Annotated in this window: 15 protein-coding genes and 2 pseudogenes; 9 read left to right on the plus strand and 8 right to left on the minus strand. The window is 59.2% G+C overall.

Annotated features, from left to right (window positions below; all coding sequences use genetic code 11):
• The first annotated feature begins 129 nt into the window (after nucleotides 1–129).
• From OKW29_RS25475 to OKW29_RS25500, 6 genes are all read left to right on the plus strand, one after another.
• A complete protein-coding gene (locus tag OKW29_RS25475) occupies nucleotides 130–2628 on the plus strand; it encodes a CoA transferase (protein WP_429293053.1) in 2499 nt (832 codons plus the stop codon).
• A 377-nt stretch (nucleotides 2629–3005) separates the two neighbouring features.
• Complete coding sequence (locus tag OKW29_RS25480; protein ID WP_429293054.1) at nucleotides 3006–4097, plus strand: ABC transporter ATP-binding protein; 1092 nt, start codon at nucleotides 3006–3008, stop codon at nucleotides 4095–4097.
• 39 nt (nucleotides 4098–4136) lie between these two features.
• Entirely contained in the window at nucleotides 4137–5174 is a 1038-nt protein-coding gene (locus OKW29_RS25485) for a polyamine ABC transporter substrate-binding protein (RefSeq protein ID WP_429293055.1), read from the plus strand.
• A gap of 52 nt (nucleotides 5175–5226) precedes the next feature.
• Nucleotides 5227–6489, plus strand: coding sequence for an ABC transporter permease (locus tag OKW29_RS25490; protein WP_429293056.1), 1263 nt, complete (start codon nucleotides 5227–5229; stop codon nucleotides 6487–6489).
• Between the two features lie 4 nt (nucleotides 6490–6493).
• Nucleotides 6494–7333, plus strand: coding sequence for an ABC transporter permease (locus OKW29_RS25495; protein WP_429293057.1), 840 nt, complete (start codon nucleotides 6494–6496; stop codon nucleotides 7331–7333).
• Nucleotides 7334–7480: 147 nt separating this feature from the next.
• Nucleotides 7481–8488, plus strand: coding sequence for an MDR family oxidoreductase (locus tag OKW29_RS25500; RefSeq protein ID WP_429294928.1), 1008 nt, complete (start codon nucleotides 7481–7483; stop codon nucleotides 8486–8488).
• Nucleotides 8489–8601: 113 nt separating this feature from the next.
• Here OKW29_RS25500 and OKW29_RS25505 read toward each other — a convergent pair whose 3' ends face one another.
• The 3 genes from OKW29_RS25505 to OKW29_RS25515 all read right to left on the minus strand — a co-directional run bounded on the left by OKW29_RS25505 (nucleotide 8602) and on the right by OKW29_RS25515 (nucleotide 12392).
• Complete coding sequence (locus OKW29_RS25505) at nucleotides 8602–10113, minus strand: CoA-acylating methylmalonate-semialdehyde dehydrogenase (RefSeq protein WP_429294929.1); 1512 nt, start codon at nucleotides 10111–10113, stop codon at nucleotides 8602–8604.
• A 154-nt stretch (nucleotides 10114–10267) separates the two neighbouring features.
• Complete coding sequence (locus OKW29_RS25510; protein ID WP_429293058.1) at nucleotides 10268–11425, minus strand: iron-containing alcohol dehydrogenase; 1158 nt, start codon at nucleotides 11423–11425, stop codon at nucleotides 10268–10270.
• 703 nt (nucleotides 11426–12128) lie between these two features.
• Nucleotides 12129–12392, minus strand: a complete 264-nt coding sequence (locus tag OKW29_RS25515; RefSeq protein ID WP_187610030.1) for a hypothetical protein — start codon at nucleotides 12390–12392, stop codon at nucleotides 12129–12131.
• A 614-nt stretch (nucleotides 12393–13006) separates the two neighbouring features.
• Here OKW29_RS25515 and OKW29_RS25520 point away from each other — a divergent pair.
• Entirely contained in the window at nucleotides 13007–15730 is a 2724-nt protein-coding gene (locus OKW29_RS25520) for a hypothetical protein (protein ID WP_429293059.1), read from the plus strand.
• 397 nt (nucleotides 15731–16127) lie between these two features.
• Here OKW29_RS25520 and OKW29_RS25525 read toward each other — a convergent pair whose 3' ends face one another.
• Nucleotides 16128–17093 (minus strand): Tim44 domain-containing protein, encoded by a 966-nt coding sequence (locus OKW29_RS25525; RefSeq protein WP_429293060.1) that lies wholly within the window; start codon nucleotides 17091–17093, stop codon nucleotides 16128–16130.
• 82 nt (nucleotides 17094–17175) lie between these two features.
• On the minus strand, nucleotides 17176–17667 hold the full coding sequence (locus tag OKW29_RS25530; RefSeq protein WP_429293061.1) for a CBS domain-containing protein: 492 nt from the start codon (nucleotides 17665–17667) through the stop codon (nucleotides 17176–17178).
• A 147-nt stretch (nucleotides 17668–17814) separates the two neighbouring features.
• Between OKW29_RS25530 and nhaR the strand changes: the two genes are divergently transcribed.
• Both nhaR and OKW29_RS25540 read left to right on the plus strand, forming a co-directional pair.
• Entirely contained in the window at nucleotides 17815–18711 is an 897-nt protein-coding gene (gene nhaR / locus OKW29_RS25535) for a transcriptional activator NhaR (protein WP_429293062.1), read from the plus strand.
• A 225-nt stretch (nucleotides 18712–18936) separates the two neighbouring features.
• Nucleotides 18937–19234, plus strand: a pseudogene (locus OKW29_RS25540) (hypothetical protein).
• Nucleotides 19235–19679: 445 nt separating this feature from the next.
• On the opposite strand, the gene OKW29_RS25545 reads toward OKW29_RS25540, so the two are convergent.
• From OKW29_RS25545 to OKW29_RS25555, 3 genes and pseudogenes are all read right to left on the minus strand, one after another.
• Nucleotides 19680–20060, minus strand: a complete 381-nt coding sequence (locus tag OKW29_RS25545) for an HPF/RaiA family ribosome-associated protein (RefSeq protein ID WP_429294930.1) — start codon at nucleotides 20058–20060, stop codon at nucleotides 19680–19682.
• A gap of 121 nt (nucleotides 20061–20181) precedes the next feature.
• Nucleotides 20182–20709: pseudogene (locus tag OKW29_RS25550) on the minus strand (LysR family transcriptional regulator); the annotation flags it as partial.
• Nucleotides 20710–20786: 77 nt separating this feature from the next.
• Nucleotides 20787–21752, minus strand: coding sequence for a diguanylate cyclase domain-containing protein (locus tag OKW29_RS25555; RefSeq protein WP_429293063.1), 966 nt, complete (start codon nucleotides 21750–21752; stop codon nucleotides 20787–20789).
• Between the last annotated feature and the right edge of the window lie 144 nt (nucleotides 21753–21896).

Here is a 21896-nt window from a genome sequence, read left to right on the forward strand (position 1 = left end):
TCCCCAGTTCGTCGCCAAGGCCCCTCGCCTCGCATTCGAAATGCGGTTGATTGGTGCTGGCGGCGACCCACCACAATGATGACCTGCGTTTCGAAAGATCTGCAGGTCCTGGAGATGAGTCGGTGAGCCATGGGAAAGCATGATCAACTGCCTTTTAGCGGCGTGAAAGTCATCGACTTTGGCCAGTACATCGCCGGCCCGGCCGTGGCGATGATCCTGGCGGATCTCGGCGCCACCGTCATTCACATCGATCCCCCTGCTGGGCCGCTTTGGGACAGCCCGGCCAATGCCGTACTGAACCGCAACAAGTATTGCTTGCAGCTTGACCTGAAGTCCGCGCAGGGGCTCGAGGCGGCCATGGCATTCATCGCGCGTGCCGATATCGTGATCGAGAACTTTCGGCCGGGCGTCATGACCCGGTTGGGCCTGGACTTCGCCGAGTTGCGTCGTCAAAGGCCCGAGCTCATTACGCTGTCCATCCCTGGCTTCGCCAGCAACGACCAGTTGCGTCGTCACTGGCGCGCCCTCGAGCCGATTATTGCGTCGGCCTCCGGGGTATTCACCGATATGGGTCAGAACCGCGTACTGATGGGGATAAACCCGAGCTTTTCGCCGCTGCCGCTAGCCTCGTCCTACGGCACCATGCTGGCTGTCTCCGCGGTGGCACTCGCTCTGCAAGCGCGGGAGCGCACGGGAGTGGGTGATCAGATCGAGGTGCCTCTGGCCGCGGCGGTGATGGAGGGGCTGTCTTACAACTCGATCAAGATCGACGGTTATCCCGAACGCTACAAGACCTTGCGCGAAAAGGAAATTGAGCGGCGGCGGTCGGAAAATCTTCCGATGAACCTCAGCTACGAAGAACTGCAAGAATACCTCGACCCCTTTTACCGCACATACGAGTGCGCGGACGGTCGCAAGTTCTATGCGGTATGCCCGTCACACCGCTCGCACGCCAGGCGTTGCCTTCAGGCGATGGGGTTGTACGAGGAAACGCTATCTGCCGGGCTGCCGACAGTGAGCGACCCATACCTTCCTATCTCTCAGTGGGAGGGGGACGCCTCACTCGGTGTCTACCCGTTGCCTGACCATTGGGCACGGCGCATTTCGGCACGCATGAAGGAGGTGTTCCTGACCAAGACAGCGACCGAGTGGGAAAAAATTTTCGGCGAAGGCCGGTTTCCCGGTGCGCCCCACCGATCGACTCAAGAATGGTTGCATGACGAGCACGCCAACGCCGCGGGTCTGGTGGTCGATGTCGACGACCACCAGTACGGCAACATGAAACAGCCCGGCGCGATCGCCTGGCTGGAAGACAGTGCCGACTTGATGCTCTCGCCCGACTCACGCCGCACGGTGACTCTCAAAGAAGCTCTGGCCATCCTGGATAAGTGCGCGCCCACGGCACTGCCGCCCCCATCTGAACAGCATGTTGGCGGCTGGCTTGACGGTGTGCGTGTCCTCGATCTGACCAATGTCATCGCGGGTCCGCATTCGACCTCCTACCTCGGCCGGTTCGGCGCCGAGGTTATCAAGCTCGACCCCGTAACGCCCAACTATGATCCCTGGAACACAGTGGTCTTTGGCATGTCTTCGGGCCGCGGCAAGCAAAGCGTCCTGGTCGACCTGAACCACCCTGACGGACGCGAGGTGTTTAACCAATTGGTTCGTTCGGTTGATGTGATCGTGATGAATGCACCGGATCGTCAACTGGCACCTTTGGGTCTTGACGAAGTCAGTCTCCAGGCCGTCAACCCTGGCGTGATCTTCTGTCAACTGGATTGCTTTGGGGGACCGCGTCGCGGCCCGCGGACCGATTATCTCGGTTACGACGACTTGATCCAGGCAAGCACCGGCATCATGCTGCGCTTCGGCGGCGGCATGGCAACGCCAGAGGAACACGCTCACGTCGGAACCATTGACGTGAATTGCGGGTTCGCTGCAGCGCTCGGCGTTGGCGCCGCGTTATATCGCAAAGCCAGAACCGGCCAGATCAGCCGTGCCCGGACCTCCCTGGCATCGCTCGGCAACCTGGTGCAGATTCCCTTCTGCTACGACTACCCACGGCGGCCCCCGTTCGATGAGCCTTCCGGCCGTAGCGCCCAGGGCTTTGGCAACCTGTCACGCTTCTTTCGGGCCGCGGATGACTGGTTGTATGTGGACGCCAGCGAAAAGGAACTGGACAAGCTAAACGCCGTAGAGGGGCTGACGGGCATCCGCGACGCGGCAGATCCCGCAGCGTTTCTCAGCTCCGCGTTTGCCACGGTCTCCGCCGAAACCTGGCAGACGCGGTTGCAAGCGGCCAATGTGGCGGCAGCCATTCCGGACAATATCGACAACTTGCGCCAACGCTACAGCCGCCCTGCAGACAATCGTCCGGGTATCGATAACGCCAGCTATTCATTCAGTGTGTATGCCGAGCATCCGAGTGGACGACGCGTCATCCAACTCGATCCTTTTGCGATTCGCCCTCACGTTGCTCCGATCCGCGCACTGGCGCCAGCAGAAAAGTTTGGTGCCTCGACCCGAGGGGTTCTGCGCAAGATGGGCTACAGCGATACCCAGATTGCGACGTTGATTGCGCGAGGGGCGGTCGGCGAAAGCTGGTGCGAAGAGTACTTGCCCAGCTGAACACGTCACCGTTGCGGGCAAGCCGGAACAAATCGCGACCGCTCCGCTGATGTGTGGGCGCGGCCGATAGCAGCAAGCACCCTGGAAGAAAAAAGGCTGTAGCGAAGGGGTGTTCGAATATTTATAAGATTGGAGACGAAGATGCACGTACGACACCGCAAGCTCCCGGGTACCGAAAACACCCGGCGAGGCGCAGAAATCGTTATCGAGAACCTCAATCGAGCTACGCAGCACATGGCGCGAAAACGCCCATGGCGAGGCACGGGGAAGGAGGTGCCCTGTGCGCCTCCCTGTCGCCGCAGCCGATCTGCAGACACAGCGCTACCGCCTGCGCTGCCAGGTGCCTTGCGCACCGAAAGACATTGAGGGTAACGATCATGCAAGACCAGGGCAACACATTTGTGAGCTTCCGCAATGTTCGGAAGACATACGACGGAGAAACACTCGTCGTCAAAGACCTGAATCTCGACATCCAGAAGGGGGAGTTTCTCACTTTGCTTGGTCCGTCTGGCTCGGGAAAGACCACCTGTCTCATGATGCTCGCCGGGTTTGAATACCCAACCGATGGAGAAATCTGGCTGGATGGTCAGTTACTTAATCGTATTCCGCCGCATAAACGCGACATTGGAATGGTATTTCAGAACTATGCACTCTTTCCACACCTGACCGTCGGACAGAACCTCGAGTATCCCCTCAAGGTTCGCAAGATGCCGCCAGACGAGCGGGCCGCGCGCGTCAAGCGGGCGCTCGAGATGGTCCACATGGAAAAGCTGGGTAAGCGAATGCCAGGTCAGCTCTCAGGCGGTCAGCAACAGCGAGTGGCGCTTGCGCGTGCGTTGGTGTTCAACCCAAAGCTTGTGCTGATGGACGAACCGCTTGGCGCGCTGGACAAACAGCTGCGCGAGCACATGCAGATAGAGCTCAAGGCATTGCACGAATCTCTTGGCCTGACCTTTGTGTACGTCACACACGATCAAGGTGAGGCGCTTACGATGTCTGATCGAGTAGCGGTCTTTGATCAAGGGGTGATCCAACAGCTCGACCAGGTCGACTCGCTCTACGAATCGCCGAGGAATCTGTTTGTAGCCAACTTCATTGGTGACAGTAACCGGGTGGAAGGCACCGTCGTAAGCCAGGATGGTAATTATTGCGAGTTGCGCATTGCAGACGGTACGACCGTACGTGCGCTGAATGTTGCCGGGCTCAATGTCGGTAGCCACGCCACAGGGGTGATCCGTCCCGAGCGGCTCTCGATTGGACGGCAATCCGAACAGCAGCGCAATGTCATCAACAGCGAAACGCTTGGGACGATCTACTTCGGCGATCACGTCCGGCTACGCTGCCGCTGCCCCGGAGAAACAGAGTGTTTCGTGAAGGTTCCGCTCGGGCAGGACGGAGCGGCCCATGTCCAACCGGGAAATCGAATCGCGTTGTCGTTTCATGAAGATCATCTGAGAGTTTTCAATTGACCACGCGTAGCGAAATCACCTTGTGCCAAGGAGAACGAAATGAGGTTCTTTAGAAATACGGTCGGCGTGGCTGCCATGATGTGTTGTTCCGCTTTCGCATTGGCCGACGGCCTTACGACGGTCAATTACGGTGGCGCCGTGGGGAATGCCCAGAAGGCTGCCTGGGTTGAACCGTTCTCGAAAGCGAGCGGTATTCCGACGATTGCGATTGAGTACACGGGCGAAATGGCCAAAGTCAAAGCGATGGTCGACGCCAAAGATGTCACTTGGGATGTCGTTGAAGTCGAGTCGGCAGACATCGGACGCGGCTGTCAGGACGGACTCTTCGAGAAGCTCGACTGGTCGAAGATCGCGAAAAAGGGTGATCTGGTGCCTGGATCGGTGACTCCCTGCGCTGCCGGCACATTCGTGTGGTCGACCGTGCTGGCATACAACCCGACGCTGACGAAGGGCACGCCACAGGGCTGGAAGGATTTTTGGGACGTCAGGAAATTTCCTGGCAAGCGTGGCATGAAGAAGGAGGCGCGTTATAACCTCGAGTTCGCACTGATGGCAGATGGCGTTCCGGCGAAAGACGTGTACACCGTGCTGGGCACGGAGGCTGGCGTCAATCGGGCGTTCAAGAAGATGGACGAGCTCAAGCCACACATTCAGTGGTGGGAGGCTGGCGCACAGCCGCCGCAGTTCCTGGTCGCCGGTGACGTTTCGATGTCCACCGCGTATAACGGCCGCATCGACGCCGCAATGCGGGCAGGGAACAAGAACCTGGGTATCTCGTGGGACCAAAGCATCTATGAGCTGGACTTTTTCGTGATTCCGAAGGGCTCGAAAAATAAGGATGCAGCCGAGAAGTACATTGCCTACGTGCTCGAACCTCAGGCTCAAGCTGCGTTCGCGCGGCACATTCCGTACGGGCCAACCAACAAGAACGCTTTAAAGTTGCTCGATGCAGCCACTCTTGAAAACCTGCCTAACTCGCCGAAGCACGCCAAAACCGCTATCCCCAACGACGTAGAGTTCTGGACCGACCACGGCGACGGGCTGGAACAGCGTTTCACCGCGTGGGCAGCGAAATAACGCGAATCGCGTACCCGTCGCTCGAACGCATGGGTACGCGAAGGAGAGAGACATGAGCGCGGTAACTACTCAGCAGCAGGATTGGCATTTGCGTGAGCTCAAGCGATCGCTTAGGAACGTGAATTTACGTAAGCAAATGGCGGCGCTGGCGCTGGTCGCTCCTCTTGCTATATTCATTTTTCTGGTATTCGTGATGCCCGTTGCATCCATGATTTCGCGGTCGATTCAGAGTCCGGAAGTCGTTGACGCGTTGCCACACACGACGGCGGCGCTGCGAAACTGGGATCGGAAATCGGCAGTTCCGGATGACGCTTTTCGCGGGCTGATGCTGGATATCGAGCGCAACGGCGGGAACAACAGTTCGGGTACCGCTGCCGGTCGACTGAACGGGCAGAAGGCGGGTTTCCGTTCGTTGTTTTACAAGACTTCGAGCGCACTTCCGTTCGGCGACGATGATTCAGCGCTGCCTGCGCACGAGGTTCGACAAAAGCTGATCGAAATCGACAGGCGTTGGGAAGATCCTAGTTACTGGCAGGTAATCGCTAAAGATTCATCCCGATACACAAGCCAGTATCTCCTCGCGACGATGGACTTCCGTCGCAATTCTGCCGGTGACATCGTTCCGGTTGATCCAGGCGCCTCGGCATATCGGGAGATATTCAAGCGAACGTTCGTGATCAGCGGCCTGGTAACGCTCGCCGCGCTGCTCCTCGGCTACCCCCTGGCATATTGGATCTCCAGTCTGCCGGCGGGTAAGGCAAATCTGCTGATGATCCTGGTGCTCCTTCCCTTCTGGACTTCGATCCTCGTGCGGATCTCCGCCTGGATCGTCATCCTTCAAGGATCGGGCCTCGTCAACAAGGCGTTGCTGTCGCTGGACCTGATATCGTCTCCATTGACACTGCTGTTCAACCGGACGGGGGTGCTGATCTCGATGACTCATATCCTCCTGCCGTTCATGATTCTGCCGCTGTACAGCGTCATGAAATCGGTGCCAGCCAGCTATACGAAGGCAGCGATCTCGCTGGGTAGTCACCCGTTCGGCGCGTTCTGGAAGGTCTACTTTCCGCAAACGCTGCCAGGAGTCGGCGCCGGCGGACTGCTGGTATTCATCACGGCTTTGGGCTACTACATTACTCCGGCATTGCTGGGCGGAGCCGGCGACCAGATGGTGAGCTACTACATCGCCTATTTCACGAATGTGGCCTTGAACTGGGGGATGGCGTGCGCACTGGGAGCGGTTCTGCTTCTCGTGACGTTGATACTCTTCGGTGTTTATCGAAAGATCGTCGGCAACGAACTGAAGGTAGGTTAGGACCATGAAAACGACCGTATCGCGTTTTGCACCTTATACATCGGCCCCCGAGATCGCGTGGCACTACTTTTTGCGATCGACCAATGTCATGATCCTGCTTTTTCTGGTCTTGCCGATACTGGTGATCATCCCGCTTTCTTTCACGGACAATACATTCCTGGTCTATCCGATACACAAGTTCTCGTTCAAGTGGTACCACAATCTGTTTACGTCGATTGACTGGCTTCGTGCCGGAAAAAACAGCTTGATCATAACCCCGCTTGCCACGATCTTGGCCACTGTCCTCGGGACGTTGGCCGCGTTAGGCCTCAACAAGGCGACGTTCAAAGGCAAGGGCGCGCTGATCGGCATTTTGATCTCGCCGATGATCGTGCCGGTGATCGTCACTGCCGTCGGGATGTATCTGTTCTTTGCGAAGTGGGGGTTAGCCGGGTCGTACCTTGGTCTGATTTTCGGTCATACCGCTATCGCTGCTCCATTCGTGGTGGTCACTGTCAACGCCACCCTTGCCGGGTTCAACCAGAATTACGTGCGCGCGAGCCTGAGCCTCGGTGCGTCGCCCGTCAGGACGTTCTTCTCCGTCACCCTGCCCATTATTGCGCCGGGCGTTATTTCTGGAGCCCTGTTTGCATTCGCCACGTCGCTCGATGATGTCGTCATTACGATGTTCATCGCGGGTCCGACACAAGGTACATTGCCGTTGCAGATGTTCATCGGCCTCCGGGAAAACATTACTCCGACGATTGCTGCCCTTGCGACAATTCTGATTGTATTTTCGAGCCTGCTTCTGGTGACGATGGAGTGGCTGAGGTCCAGAAGCGCGGCGCGACAGATAGCGACGTGACATTGCTTGCCGCGGCACCTGTCGCCCTGTTCCTGTGCAAGCCGTCAGGCATCGGGCGTAGTGGTACATCCTTGCATGGTTTATGTTGTCCGGATGTACCATTTCGCCTTGCCTGCCCGCCTGCGTTCACCGTCAGAGAGGACAAGCATGGCTTTTTCAGCCCTTTATCTGCAGCAGAATGACAACGGTTTTTCGGCCGGGGTTACCAGCCTCGATGACCGAACCCTCGATGAGCATCCCCTCGCAGCCGGCGAAGTGCTCATTCGTATCGCGCACTCGACGCTTAACTACAAGGACGCGCTAGCGGTCACGAACCGCGGTCCGGTCGTGCGCGCCTGGCCACTGGTCGCGGGTATCGATGGCGCCGGTGAGGTGGTGACATCGACAGATTCTCGCTGGAAAGCGGGCGATATTGTCCTCGTCAACGGATGGGGCCTCGGCGAAACACACTGGGGGTGCCTCGCAGAGAAAGCCCGCCTGAAGGCCGACTGGCTGATTGCAGTACCGCAGGGACTATCAACGGCCGAAAGCATGGCAATCGGGACGGCCGGCTACACGGCGATGCTATCCTGCCTTGCGCTGGAACAGGCCGGTGTCAAGCCGGCCGACGGTGAAGTGCTCGTGACCGGCGCGAGCGGCGGGGTGGGCAGCGTGGCAATCTCGCTATTGAGCAGTTGGGGATTTACGGTCGTGGCGTCGACGGGCAAGCCGGAGCAGGCGCATTTTCTGAAGCGTATCGGCGCCGCCGATGTGGTCGATCGGGACACGCTGTCGACAGCCGGCAAGCCGTTGCAGAAAGAGCGCTGGGCGGCGGTTGTGGATTCTGTCGGCTCGCATACGCTTGCCAACGCATGCGCACAGACGAAATATGGCGGCGTCGTGACGGCGTGTGGTCTCGCGCAAGGCATGGAGTTCCCGGCGAACGTTGCGCCTTTCATTCTGCGCGGTATAAAACTGCTGGGCATTGACTCGGTCATGTGTCCGATCGCTCATCGTCAGATAGCGTGGAATCGGCTCGCTGCGGATCTGGATCGAGCAAAGCTTGCCGAACTCACGCACCTGATAGCGTTGCACGACGTGCCGGAGGCAGCCGTGCAAATGATGGATGGAAAGCTGAGCGGTCGAACGGTTGTCGACATTCGCCGCGACGCATGATGTCGGGCGCTTCCGTTCGGATTTGAAGGCCTGCGACTTCAGGACCGGTGGTGTGCTCTCCCGTGCCGGGGTGTGGCAGCACGGGAGCTGTAGCGGGTTTTGCAGTGGAAAGACTACCTCGCCGTCGGCATCGCGAATTCGGCACCTTGCTCGATACTCTCCGGCCAGCGTTGCATGATTGACTTCTGACGCGTATAGAACCGGACGCCTTCCTCGCCATACGCGTGCGTGTCCCCGAACAAGCTACGCTTCCAGCCGCCAAATCCGTGCCACGCCATCGGTACCGGGATCGGTACGTTGATGCCAACCATTCCAACCTCAATTCTCCGGCCGAACTCGCGCGCGATGTGTCCGTCGCGAGTGTAACAGGCGACGCCATTGCCGAATTCGTGCGCGTTGACCAGGTCGACGGCCTCTGTAAAGTCCTTCGCACGGACGCAGGACAGCACCGGTCCGAAGATTTCCTCTTGATAGATGCGCATCTCGGGTGTGACGTGGTCGAACAACGTGGCACCGGTAAAAAAGCCTTCCTCGTGCCCCGGAACTTTGAGGCCACGTCCATCGACAACCAGCGACGCGCCTTCTTCGACGCCAATCGCGATGTAGTTTTCAATGCGTTCCAGCGCCTGACGTGTGACGATCGGCCCCATCTCGGCGTCGGCCTCCATGCCGTTCTTTACTATTACGGAGCGTGCTCGATCAGCGAGCCGCGGAATCAGCTTGTCCCCAACGTCGCCTACGAGGACTGCGACCGAGATCGCCATGCACCGTTCACCCGCGGAGCCGTAGCCTGCGCCGACCAAAGCGTCGACGGCTTGATCAATGTCAGCGTCGGGCATCACAACCATGTGATTCTTCGCTCCGCCAAGCGCCTGGATCCGTTTTCCGTGCTTTGCCCCCGTCTCGTAGATGTAGTTGGCAATCGGCGTCGAACCGACGAAACTGATCGCTTTTACGTCAGGATGCTCGAGTAGTGCGTCCACGACTACCTTGTCCCCCTGAACGACGTTGAACACTCCGTCAGGCAACCCGGCTTCCTGCAGCAGGCGGGCCATGTAGAGCGAAGCTGACGGATCACGCTCGCTGGGCTTCAGAATGAACGCATTGCCTGCGGCGATCGCGATCGGAAACATCCAGCAAGGAACCATGCACGGAAAGTTAAAAGGCGTGATTCCCGCGACAACGCCGAGGGGTTGCCGGGTCGTCCAGTTGTCGATGTCGGTCGACACCTGTTCCGTATGGTCGCCCTTCAGCAATTGCGGGATGCCGCAGGCAAACTCGATCACATCAATGCCCCGTGCTACTTCGCCTTGCGCATCGCTGAACACTTTTCCATGCTCGGCCGTCATGATCGCTGCCAGCTCGTCCTTGTGCTGGTTCATCAGTTCGAGAAAGCGGCGCATGACGCGCGCGCGACGGATGGGTGGCGTATTGCTCCATCCCTGGAATGCCCGTGTCCCTGACGCTACTGCGGCACTTACGTCGGACGCGTCGCCGAGGTGCACCACGCGTGCAGGAGAACCGGTCGCGGGGTTGAATATCGGCTGCGTTCGAGTGCCTGAGCCAGGCACGCGGCGACCGTTGATGAAGTGAACCACGTCTGCGTCGTCCTTGAAAGGCTGCATTTCATACTCCTTGCTGGGATTGGAACAGGTTCTAAGTGCCGCAAAAACGGGCGATGGGAACAGGGTTTTGCCTTCCGATGGCAAGAGTTGTTGTTGCATCTGAATGACCGTCACTTCGACAGATCAGATGCGGTTTTTTTGAGGGGGAGTTCGCTTACCACAGACCGCGGTAGAGCTCGACCATTTCGGCGACCGAGGGCACGCGTGGGTTATTGCCAGGCGAGCCAGAGGCCAGAGCCTGCTGTGCCATGGTCGGCATTAAGCTGAAGAAGCGCTCGCGGTCGATACCAAATTGTTCGGGCGTCGGCACCTGAAGGTCAGCGTTGATCGACCGCAATTCAGCGAGCAACCTGGCATTGGCGGTCTGCGTACTGTCCTGCCTGTCGGCCACGCCCATGGCACGAGCGCAATCAGCGTAGCGTTCTTCCGCCGCCGGGATCGAGAACGCGGTCACACTGGGTAGCAGCATGGCGTTGGACAGGCCATGGGGAACGTGGAAAAAAGCGCCGATCGGTCGACTCATGCCGTGTACCAGCGCCACGGATGCAGCGGAGAACGCCACACCGGCGAGCGTCGAACCGAGCATCAGGGCTTCGCGGGCGGCTGTATCCTGGCCGGATCGATAGGCTTTACGCAGATTGGGGCCAATCAAGCGCATGGCCGCCAGGGCCTGACTGTCGCTGTACAGGTTGGCTTTCTGGCTGACGTAGGCCTCGATCGCGTGGGTCAGCGCATCAATACCCGTATCGGCGGTGACGCGCGGCGGCAGGCTGAGGGTCAGGTTATAGTCGACCAAGGCTGCCACGGGCATGAAGCCGATGCCCACACAGAGCATTTTTTCGTCGTTCTGCTCGTCAGTGATGATCGTGAAACGGGTCACTTCCGAGCCGGTTCCCGCAGTGGTGGGCACCGCGATAATGGGCAACCCAACCTCGGCAACAATGCGCGGAAATTTATAGTCGCGCATTTCTCCACCATGCCTGGCAAGAATGCCAATCGCCTTGGCGCTGTCGATCGGACTGCCGCCGCCCAGTGCAATGATGCTGTCGTAGTCTCCTGCGCGAGCCTTCTCCACGCCAGCTCGAATCGAGTCAACCGTGGGCTCGGGGACCGTATCAGCGAAAATTTCGGCTGTCATGCCATTGGCGGCGAGATTTTCCTGAATGCGCCCGGCATAGCCCAGCTGCACCATCATCTTGTCGGTGATGATCAGAGGTCGACTGCAGCCGAGAGTCGCCAGAACCGTGGGAACTGTCTCGCTGGCGTTGGCGCCGACCTGGAGGATGCGCGGCAAAATCACATGGTTAGACATATCGAATCCAGTATGAATGTCGGTTAAATATAAAAAGCAATCCGGGATCTAATCATTAATTGAAGGCTTCATCTCGATGCCTTGTCTTTCTGATAATTTAGATAACCAGACATCGATATCTTTGCTATTGGGAGCTTCCACATGACTCATCGTCTCGTCTCCCGGACCCGCAGATTTTCTGCAATGCAGGTCATCATTGTCGTAGGTAGCCGTCAGCACTGATCAATCGCGTTTCGGCTGCAAGCTGCCGTGGCGGCGCGCTGAGGTTACTGTCGGGTAGAACGAGGAGCGGGTAAAGCAATAAAAAAGCCGATGATGGGTCCGCTTTACTTATGGCTATGGCCGTCGGGGCGAGGTGGAAGGCTATTTTTGCCCGTCCCCGCCGAACTGAGCGATCTGAAGAAGCAGTTACATTAATCTCGTCCACGTCATGTGAGCGGTCGCCGCGCGCGAGAGCGACCTTCGGCGGGGACATTTGCGCTGATGCGCCCCGCCGCCCTCGATCGATATTACAAGCAGTTCCTCCCCGCTTCGAACACGATCTCGGTCGCGACGTTCGGCTGGTGCGAGCAGGAATGCTTTACTTGCATATAGGACTTCAACGCCTGATGCCCTCCAGTGGCGCCACACAGACTGAGCGTTCGGCGCTGCAATGGCCGTTGCCAAGCCGGATCTTGAGGCGGGTGCCGCGCCTCACAGCGATTTAGCGCCGCTGTCTCAGCAAGTCGAATTGGCGCTGTTGTCTCAGCGAATTCAGTTCGCGCTGCTGCCTCACCAAATCCAGGTCGCGCTGTTGTTTCAGTAATTGGAGTTGTTCGTTCTGGAGTTCGATCTGTTGCTTCTGCGCTTCCAATTGCGCTCTATAGGCCCCCATGCTTTGGTCAGCCAGCGCTTCCTGCGGGTAAGTCTGCGCGTAGGCGAGGGAACAGCCAGCCGTCAATGTCGCAGCAACGATAAGTGCTTTCATGATGCCCCCGGGCGGATGCTCTTTTGAGATATTTTAGGCCAGAAAGGTGGGGCATCGGCGGGACCGATGTGGCTGTCGGCGTCGTGCCTGGATCGGTGATTGCGTATGTTGAGCGAGCGGCATGCGTGGCAACGAGAGGCCGGCATCGACCCACTGCAGCCGTTTGGCATCTTGGTAGTGAATGAGCGCATTGCAGCAACAACCAGCCATTCGCCTCGCACCCAACAACCCAGCGATGCAAGCTGACTGTTGAATCACCCAGTGCGGACCCACACGGTGGGCAGCGTTGGGGACTGAATGACTCATCCGGTGATTGGCTGATAGGTGGAGCGCGCACTTGGCCAAGTTCCAGCGCTGACAGGGATCCCAGAAGGTTCATTGCGGTGGCCTGTGGCCTCAGCAAAGCAACCAATCTAATCGCGAAGTACGATGGAGACCCTATACACTTGGAAACGCCGCGACCGACGCCACACGCGAGAACACTGCTATGTCAAACGGTATCGACCTGCGAGAATCGGTTGAATGGTTTGCAAAGATGAAGCGACAGGTCGTGAACTGTGGCCTCAGGCGGCACGCGGGCAAGGACCACTGCAACGACTCTAGGGAGGGGCCGGATGAGACGCGAATACCAGGCAGCGACCTTGGCGGGAACCATTGACTTCGCTGTCGTCACGATGAGAGAGGACGAATTCCGCGCCCTTTTGCGTTACTTCCCACCCCGTTTTGAGTGCCGTGGGCGGCGAACTTACGATATTTCTGAGATCGAGGCAGCGAATGGCCAAACCTATCGCGTGGCACTTCTACGCACGGTGGAGCAAGGGCACCTTGCGGCTCAGTCCGCAGCCAGTGACTTAATTGCCGACCTCACGCCCGCGTGGGTTGTACTAGTCGGCATTGGAGGCGCTGTGCCCGAGACCGAGTTCAGCCTAGGCGACGTTGTTCTTGCGACACGGCTACATGACTTCAGCCTGACTGCGGCAATTGCGGGAGGCAAGACCGAACTTGACGTTCGTGGCGGCCCCGCCCATCGAGCCGTGCAAGATCTGATTGTCCGCCTGCCAGCGATCGAGGAACGCCTTGGAGACTGGAACAGCCCTACGAGGCTTGCCATGAACCGCCCGCCGGTAGCGGTTTCGGACGACTCATTCAAGGGCGACGAGGCTTGGCAGGCGCGAGTTCGCCAGGCGATCTCAGCCAACTTCCGTACGCCTGAACTCGCGTCCCGTCCGCCAAGAGCGCTTGCGGCGGCGATGGCATCAGGCAACATGCTGCTGAAAGATCCTGCCGTCCTAGAGCGTTGGCTCACCGATTCTGCCCGCTCCATAAAGGCAGTGGAAATGGAGTTGCCCGGAGTCTACGAGGCGGCTCGACGTGCGACCGGAGACATTCCGGTGCTGGCAGTACGCGGCATCAGCGATGTGGTTGGGTTCCGTCGAGATCCGTCATGGACGGCATATGCGTGTGCGACTTCGGCGTCGTTTACTGCAGCGCTGCTCAGTCTTGGGCTATTCGATGCGCTACCAAAGCCCGAGGCTCAAGGAAAGAAGGAGGTTCCGGCCGAGGTGGAGGAAACAGCACTTGCCGCGCACCTTGACCGTGTCCGCAACTGGAGCGCTCAGGTTCAGTTCTCGACGATGCCTGCGGCTCGCGATGTCGAAACCCAAACCATTGGCCTGAACTTTTCAGGTACCCCACGCAAATTCCGCCGCGCGCAACAGCAAAAGAACATTCTTACCGAGCTGCAATTGCTAGAAGCCACTTCGCACGCATTGATCATCGGGCCGCCGGGCGCTGGCAAAACGACTACGCTAAAGCGCTTGTGCAGGGCGGTACTGGCTGACATACGCAACACGACCTTGCCGAAAACGCCAGTCTTGGTACGACTACGTGAATGCAATCGACTGGACGACTTGCAAAACCCCGTGCTGACAATGCTGGCGGACTTCCTTGGCCTAGAACCGAAAACAGACGAGCTAACAACCACCCAGTACGAGGACAACGGGCAAACACGGACCCGCAACGTTAAGCGCACGATCTGCAGTTCGGGACGGATCGAGTGGGCGGTGCCTCGCAGACTCAATGACTTGCACGCGATTGTTTTCCTTGATGGCCTCGACGAGGTAAACCCTCCTTTGCGCAGTCGCGTCGAGTCCGACATTGGCGAGCTCATGGCCGCCAGCAAACACTACCGCGCGATCGTTACCTGCCGAAGTGGTGAGCGTGTGGGCCAACTGGGCTACCTCAGTACGTTAGAGGTTTGCGACCTCAGCGACGAGGACATCGAGGCCTTTGCCACTGCTTGGCTTGGCCAAAAGGCCCAGACCTTCCTTATAGACTTGCGCAAACATGCCCTGCAAGATCTCGCGCGTCGGCCGCTTTTCCTCGCGCATATGCTCAACCTGTTTCACCTCGGGGGCTATCTGCCCGAGCAGCCATACGAGATCTACGGCTTGATTACGCAGTTGTCCATCAGAGAGTGGGACCGCGAGCGCGGCATCACACGCAACTCGCGCTACTCCGACTTCGGTGCCGATAAGAAGCTGCGCTTTTTGTCAGTCCTTGCCTTCGAGTTCACTTACATCAATAAGCTGAAAGTGTTCTCCCGCCGCGATTTGGAATCCGTCTATAAGAAGATTCGGCGTAGGTTCGACTTGCCTGAAAACGAAGCTGCAATCGTTGCAGAGGAGATCGAATCTCATACGGGGATCATCGTTGAAGTGGGCTTCGAAACCTATGAGTTCTCGCACCTGACAATCCAGGAATATTTAGCGGCAGATTGCCTCGTTCGTTCTCCCCTCCCGAGTAAAAAAATTGCCGCGTATCTGCAACAGCACCCTGATCCACTTGCGATCGCGACCGTCCTGTCCTCAGACCCCGCGCAGTGGCTCGCTGGCGTGATCATGAACAAGGGCCTGATTACGGAGGGGAGTAGCCGCCACTTGGTGGCCTTCCTGGATCGACTGCAACAGGAGAACCCGATATTCGTCGGTGGCTATGCACTTGGCCTGTGTATTCTTGGCCTTTGCTTTCGAGCGGCAGAGACCAACGACGGACTGGACAAAAGTACTATCGAGGCTCATATCGCTGTCCTGCTCGAACATCCAGCCGCGCGCCGATCTTTCATTGAGGCTGTCGTCAACTGTTACTCGCTAACATTAAAAGACGTCTCGGACAGGTTCTTCACCGCGACTCACCGCGATATTTCAACAAGCTCCGACGATCTTGCGCACGAGCTCGAGATGCCGACCACAGGCAAGGTGGCACGCAACTGGCTGGAGAGCAATTTTCTCGGGCGCGAACTGATATACAACGGCATCGCTGTGACTCAGCGTCGCTAGAGAAGCTAAGTACTGTCGGATGTCCGTCGGCCGTGAGCACCGAGTTCACGGTTTCGGCCGCTTCGCGATCATTGAGATGCTCGGTTATCCGTCTAGGACGACTAGCGGTGGGTTGGAGGGCCTGTTCGTCGAGACTTCGAAGGTGGCGACCGCCGTTGCTCAGGCTGCGATCTCGAGTGACCGGTCCGCCAGCCATCACCTGACATTCGTACCGTTCAAGGGAACGTCCGCACATGGCCGACTATCGCCTGATGCGCCCAGCGTTTGCCACTCCGCAAGTGGCGCTCGACCTTCTCACGCACGGTCGCTGGCGAAAGGTTGGTCTCAGGTAGTTCCGCGGCGCGCACCACCCTCACGAGTAACCGGCAGCAGGCCGCTGCCGGTTTCAACTACGCTCTCATCCGTCAATTTGCTGAATGCCGGCCAGTCGCCACGCCTGGTTGCCACGTGCGTCGCTGACCATGTTCCAGACTTCCTGGAACGGCTGGGCAGTCGGCGCATCGTCTTCCCGCATTTGACCGTAAAAGCGAACGCTAACCAGCGTTTCATCCGCATTGCGTTCTGTGCCAAGCACTTCCGCGTCAAGTTGCGTGACTTCCGTATGACTCACCTGGCGACCCCGAGCTTCGAGGTCCCGCTTGATTTGCGCGAACATCTCCGGCGTCGTCAATTCGAACAGGTCACCCTGCTCGTTCCGGTCCCATGCGCCTTGAAGGCGCATGAACAAGGTCTTTGCCGATACGAGAAACGCCGCCTGATCCTGCTCGAGTGGTCGTCCCGTTGTCCTCTCCGTGTCCGCTGCTCCGGTCGAACCCATCGCCGCGTTCGGCCAGCCCCGCAAGTTCGCTTCAGGCCGCGCTTGCGGGATCTGATTCAGAAACCGTGAGCCGTTCGTTTGCTGGCGGTTCACGGGACCGTGTCCATAGGCAAGATCCGGACGACGCCGGTTGGCGATAAAGCGGAATAGCATCACGCCGGCGAAAATCACCGCCCCGATCAGCAACGCATTCGACAGCATCTGCGCCAGCCCTTCGCCCAGGCCAAACGACGACAGTAATGCTGCAATCCCAAGGCCCGCAGCGAGACCAGCCAGCGGGCCCATCCAGCGGTTACCCGCTGCCGCAGCTGGCGCCTGCGCGGCCTGTTGTGCCGGCTGTGCCTGTTGGCTTCGCTGCGCTTGTCCAGACGGCGACGCCGTCTGCGACTGCCGCCCGATGCTTTGACTCCCGCCTACGCGCTTCGCCTCGGCGTCGTTCGACGCCACGGCGCCCAGCGCCAGCAGCCCCGCCAGACCGAGCGCGGCCGTCCCGCGCGTGACTGCACCGGCAGCACGTCGTAATTTGTTGATGATTTGCGTGTACATAAAAACCTCTTTCGATGAGTCGCGAAACTGCCCGCAACGCGCTCCATTTGCGCGCGCAAATACATTACGAACAGTAATATTTTTAGCTACGCAAGCTCGCCGCCGGTTGTGCCTTCGATCCATCAAAAGCGGCGTGAAAACCGTTGCCGTGGATGTAGTGCACCAGTTGCCGGATGGTGTGTTCCTGCTCGGAAATCAGGTTCTTGATCAGGTCGCCGATCGACACCATTCCTGTCACCTGCCCTGCGCTGAGCACAGGCAGATGGCGAATCCGATGTTCTGTCATGATCGCCATGCACTCGTCCGTCGTCTGCTTCGGGCTGACATAACGCACCGCCGTCGACATGATGTCGCGCACAGGCGTATTCGTTGACGAGCGTTCCATCAGAACGATCTTCCGGGCGTAATCGCGCTCCGTCACGATGCCGGCTATGCGCCCGTCGTGCACGGCGATGAGCGCTCCAACCTCCCTGTGAGCCATGAGCGATATCGCGTTGCAAACCGAAGCGGATGCCTCGATCGACCACACTGTCCGGGAAGCTTTCGCACGCAGCAATTCTGCAACCGATGCCATATGTCACCTCTGTCAGCTGTCATGAAACGCCCGCCGACGCTTCGGGGCGAGGTCTCAATCTAACTGAACCCATGTCAACATAAAATTCGTATTTTTATTGTTGATACTTCGAGAAAAACGTATCTTTCGGTAATCGGTGGAGGGTTCGTGAATTTCAAGCATCTCTATTACTTTTGGGTCGCGGCTCGCGCGGGCGGCATCGTGCGCGCGGGCGAACAGTTGCACATCACGCCGCAAACGCTCAGTGGCCAGATCAAGCTTCTCGAAGAGGCGCTGGATAAGAAGCTGTTCAGGAAAACCGGCCGCACGCTCGAACTGACCGATGCGGGGCGCCTCGCGCTCGACTACGCCGACGAGATATTTTCGTTAGGTTCGGAACTCGAAAGCGCTGTGCGGCGCGAAAGCGAATCCGGTGCGCAAACGCGGTTTCGCGTCGGGATCGCGGATTCGGTCCCCAAGGCGATTGCGTACCGGCTGCTGGAACCCGCGCTGAGCGCGTCGGCGTCGCTGCGCATGATCTGTCACGAAGGCAAACTGCACGCGCTGCTCGCGCAACTGGCCGTGCACCGCCTCGATCTGATCATCGCGGACGCCCCCATTCCCGTCGACGTCAACATCAAGGCGTTCAATCACCGCCTCGGACGTTCGACGCTAAGCTGCTTCGGAACCCAGGCGCTGATTCAAAGCAGCAAAAAACGCTTCCCGATGTCGCTCGACAAGCTGCCTGTGCTACTGCCCGGCACGGAATCCGCCGTGCGGCGCAAGCTGGATCACTGGCTCGCCTCGCACGCCATTTCGCCGCGCATCGTCGGCGAGTTCGACGACGGAGCGATGACCATGGCATTCGGCCGCGAAGGCCGCGGCCTGCTGTTCGCGCCAACCGTGCTCGAAAGCCAGTTGCAGACAGAGCACAACCTGACGATAGTCGGGCAGATCAATTCGATCGTCGAGGAATTTTTTGCAATCTCTATCGAGCGCCACATCAGCCACCCGGCTGTCGCGATGATCATGGACGCGGCGCGTAGCGAACTGTTCAACGTTTAGGCGGGGCCGTTTCCGATGTGAACGCGACGTTCGAATGTCCTCGTGAGAGCACGTGCCGGTGGGTGGCGATGGCCGCACCCGGCCGGATGGCCACACACTCGCATAAGCACTACGAATTGAGCAGCGGCGATAAATGAATAGGCTCCAGCAAAACGGTGGGCTTGATTCGAAGGACAATGCTCAGTCTCGATCAAACTTCAACGCTTCATTGGAGGAAATTGGGCCATGAAGAACTCGCCGAGGATCTGGCCGGCGCTTCCTGCGTTGATTCTTTCGCTCGCTGGCTGCGCTGCGGGCGGCATATCGCAAAGCTTGCCGCCATTAAACGCTGCGCAATGCCGCGACCTGGCCGCGCTCAGGAACAACGCCCCTCCCTCCCACCCCTGAGCGAAGCCGGAGCGAACTGGCGGCCCTGAGGAAAGCGGGCTACGACCCATCACCATGGTTCGATCCACACTACCCGGAGGATCCGCAGGCGGCGCAGCGTCAGGTCGATCGTTGGTATCAGGCGGAACCCGACTAAGGCGCCGGCGTCGTCCGCGATACAGCTGCGCTGACGATGATCGCAATGCGATAGTTCCATTGGGCCGATCGCGCCTTGCGAGCCGAGAAATGGAACCGTGCAAGGGTCGCCCATCGACCTTTATGTCATTCGACAGCAGCTCTTGCCACCGTCTCTTCCTGAAGTACTGCGGTCGTTCGTTCACTACTTTACCAACGGATGTTGGTGGAAAGCCGGCAGTACGCTGTTTCGTGGGTATCGACTGCAGTCGCACAATCGATCTCGCCTTTATCGCGGCGACGTCCCGGCAATTCGTCGCCGCGTTCGCCGGTTGCAACCGACTGAGGGGCCCGATATGGCAATGCCAGGAAGCGAATTACCCCGCGGCCGCCAAGCTCCGGTGATAGGTAGCGCCCAGCGGTGCGTTGCTATCCGAGCCTTCCAGAACAAATCGAGCGGCATTGTTTTAGGGGCAGTCCGCCAGGCCTTGTCGCGCCTGGAGGCCGCTACCCCGGTAAACGGCATCAAAATCACGGGGACCCCGAGTCGCAATGCGCGCCTGCTGCCTGCGGACGATCGAACGCGCCGCGCGGGCCAGCGCGAGATCGAGTGCGCCGCGCCAGTCTCTGGCGATCGACGTCACGACGACAGGCGTCGCATCGGGCGTCTGCACCTGCACCTGGCAGCGTTTGTCGAGTCCACCGCGCGGGCCGTTGATGTCTGACATGCTGACGGTTGCCTTCGAAATCAGCCAGTCCATGCGGCGAAACACGAACCGGATGCGTTGGCGCGCGAAGCTGCGCAGACGGACGGCTTCACGGTCGCGGGACTTGAACAGGACTTGCATGAGACACCTCCTTCGTGGGTACGGCTCAAGAGTACGGTGAGGAGGCGTCGAGGAAAAGCAGAAATAACGGAAATGCAGCTTCGGAAAAACCGAACCTTCTTTTTCGTGATCACGAACGCGCTCACGCATGCGCCGCACTCAACACCTTTTGCGTCAAAGGATGATGCCGCCCGCGCCGCGACACGATTGCGTGTATTTCCTCCTTCACTTCCGGCGAGCGGCCGAGCCAGCGCAAGCCGTGATGCATGGGATCGTTGCGCTCGGCGCCGAACGCCGCGAGCGGAAACACGCCCATGCCGCGCGACGCGAGGCATTGCGGAAAGTGATCGACATGCGTTTTTCGCACCACGGCGGCCGGCCCGTACCAGTCGATCGGCGAAGCGATCAGGCGCTCGCTGGATAGACGCAGATTCGAGTTGTGCGGCGCGGCCTGGCTGGACAGCACGAGATCCAGATGGTGATGCGCCAGTTCCGTCAGCAGGTCTTCCGCTTCGCCTTCGTGGCAGAGCAGCGGTAGCGAAGGCGTGTCCAGCACGCCCGCAAGAATGGCATGGACGGCCAGCTTCGAAATGCCATCCGTCAAGCCGACCGCGAAGCGCGCGACGGTCCCGCTGGCCGCTTCGCGCACTTCGTCGTGCAACGCGCGCCCGGCCGCGTCCGCGGCCCTGCACCTGCATCAAATGCGCTCGCCAACACGAGCAGGGCACCGCCGGGAACCCTATCCGCTTACACGCCGGCACCCGTCTCATCGAAGAATGAGGTTTTGTCCGTCCCGTTCGCTTTGGCGCGATACATCGCGCTATCGGCCTGGCGCATCAGGGCGTGTACATCAAGACGTCCGTCCGCGCTATTGGCACCGAGCATGCGCACGCCAATGCTGGCCGATACGGCGACGGGATGACCGCCGATCTCTCGAAGCCCATGAAGGATGTCGTGAATACCGTCGGCAATCGCGCGCGCGCCGGCGTCGCCATGCACGTGGCGGGCGAGCACCGCGAACTCGTCGCCTCCCAGGCGGGCAACCGTATCGCCGCGGCGAATGCGTGTCTGCAGACCGTTGGCGAAGCACTGCAACAGTTCATCACCCACCGCATGCCCATAAGCGTCATTGACGTACTTGAAGCCGTCGAGATCGATGAACAGCAAGACAGACTGTCCTTTATCGTCGTCTCGCGCCGCAGTCGCTTTAGCGATCGCCTGCTCGAGGCGAGTGCGGTTGCTGAGTCCTGTCAGAGGGTCCGTCGACGCCTGTCGTTCGAGCCGATGCACGAGGGCCATCAAGTACACGGAAGTCGCCGCGATGCTGAGCATGATGCCCAATCCCACCGCGAGGTTTTCTCTCCACCACGGCTCGACGCGCATCAAAATCACGACGCCTGCAAGCGCAACTGCACATGAAAGTAGCAACGGCCGCTTGCCGTGGCGGCAACCGGCACCCACAAGGAACCAGAACACGACCCAGAGCAAGGGCAGCGCCACGCGCCCGCCGAGCGCCAGGGCAGTCACGACGAGCGCCTGGTCTGCAATGGTGGTGACCGTCAATCGAAGGCGCGGCCGAACTGTCGCGGCGGCCGCGGCTACGTATGTCGCCACGCCGAATACGACGTATGCGAAAACCACGCCCAGAGTGTCATACGCGGCGGCCGTGCGTTGGAGCGCGGCGACGGCGATATAGCCGATCAACACGACCATGCCCAAGCATATCCGGAGGAGCGCCTGCTCCTTCTCAGGTTGTCCGCGAAAGACACCTGGAAACGTTTGCTCATGCCAACGCTGCGCGCCCGGCCGCTCCATGCCGTCTACCCCGTCAATATTGTCTTTTGCAGAGCGGGCATT

Origin of the sequence: Paraburkholderia sp. CI3, from assembly GCF_050436505.1 — a bacterium.
GTDB lineage: Bacteria > Pseudomonadota > Gammaproteobacteria > Burkholderiales > Burkholderiaceae > Paraburkholderia > Paraburkholderia tuberum.

Bases quoted from the DNA above. Each gene is read 5' to 3' on its own strand.
- OKW29_RS25475 (WP_429293053.1), top strand. From the start codon at position 130: ATGGGAAAGCATGATCAACTGCCTTTTAGCGGCGTGAAAGTCATCGAC.
- OKW29_RS25480 (WP_429293054.1), top strand. From the start codon at position 3,006: ATGCAAGACCAGGGCAACACATTTGTGAGCTTCCGCAATGTTCGGAAG.
- OKW29_RS25485 (WP_429293055.1), top strand. From the start codon at position 4,137: ATGAGGTTCTTTAGAAATACGGTCGGCGTGGCTGCCATGATGTGTTGT.
- OKW29_RS25490 (WP_429293056.1), top strand. From the start codon at position 5,227: ATGAGCGCGGTAACTACTCAGCAGCAGGATTGGCATTTGCGTGAGCTC.
- OKW29_RS25495 (WP_429293057.1), top strand. From the start codon at position 6,494: ATGAAAACGACCGTATCGCGTTTTGCACCTTATACATCGGCCCCCGAG.
- OKW29_RS25500 (WP_429294928.1), top strand. From the start codon at position 7,481: ATGGCTTTTTCAGCCCTTTATCTGCAGCAGAATGACAACGGTTTTTCG.
- OKW29_RS25505 (WP_429294929.1), bottom strand. From the start codon at position 10,113: ATGCAGCCTTTCAAGGACGACGCAGACGTGGTTCACTTCATCAACGGT.
- OKW29_RS25510 (WP_429293058.1), bottom strand. From the start codon at position 11,425: ATGTCTAACCATGTGATTTTGCCGCGCATCCTCCAGGTCGGCGCCAAC.
- OKW29_RS25515 (WP_187610030.1), bottom strand. From the start codon at position 12,392: ATGAAAGCACTTATCGTTGCTGCGACATTGACGGCTGGCTGTTCCCTC.
- OKW29_RS25520 (WP_429293059.1), top strand. From the start codon at position 13,007: ATGAGACGCGAATACCAGGCAGCGACCTTGGCGGGAACCATTGACTTC.
- OKW29_RS25525 (WP_429293060.1), bottom strand. From the start codon at position 17,093: ATGTACACGCAAATCATCAACAAATTACGACGTGCTGCCGGTGCAGTC.
- OKW29_RS25530 (WP_429293061.1), bottom strand. From the start codon at position 17,667: ATGGCATCGGTTGCAGAATTGCTGCGTGCGAAAGCTTCCCGGACAGTG.
- OKW29_RS25545 (WP_429294930.1), bottom strand. From the start codon at position 20,060: ATGCAAGTCCTGTTCAAGTCCCGCGACCGTGAAGCCGTCCGTCTGCGC.
- OKW29_RS25555 (WP_429293063.1), bottom strand. From the start codon at position 21,752: ATGGTCGTGTTGATCGGCTATATCGCCGTCGCCGCGCTCCAACGCACG.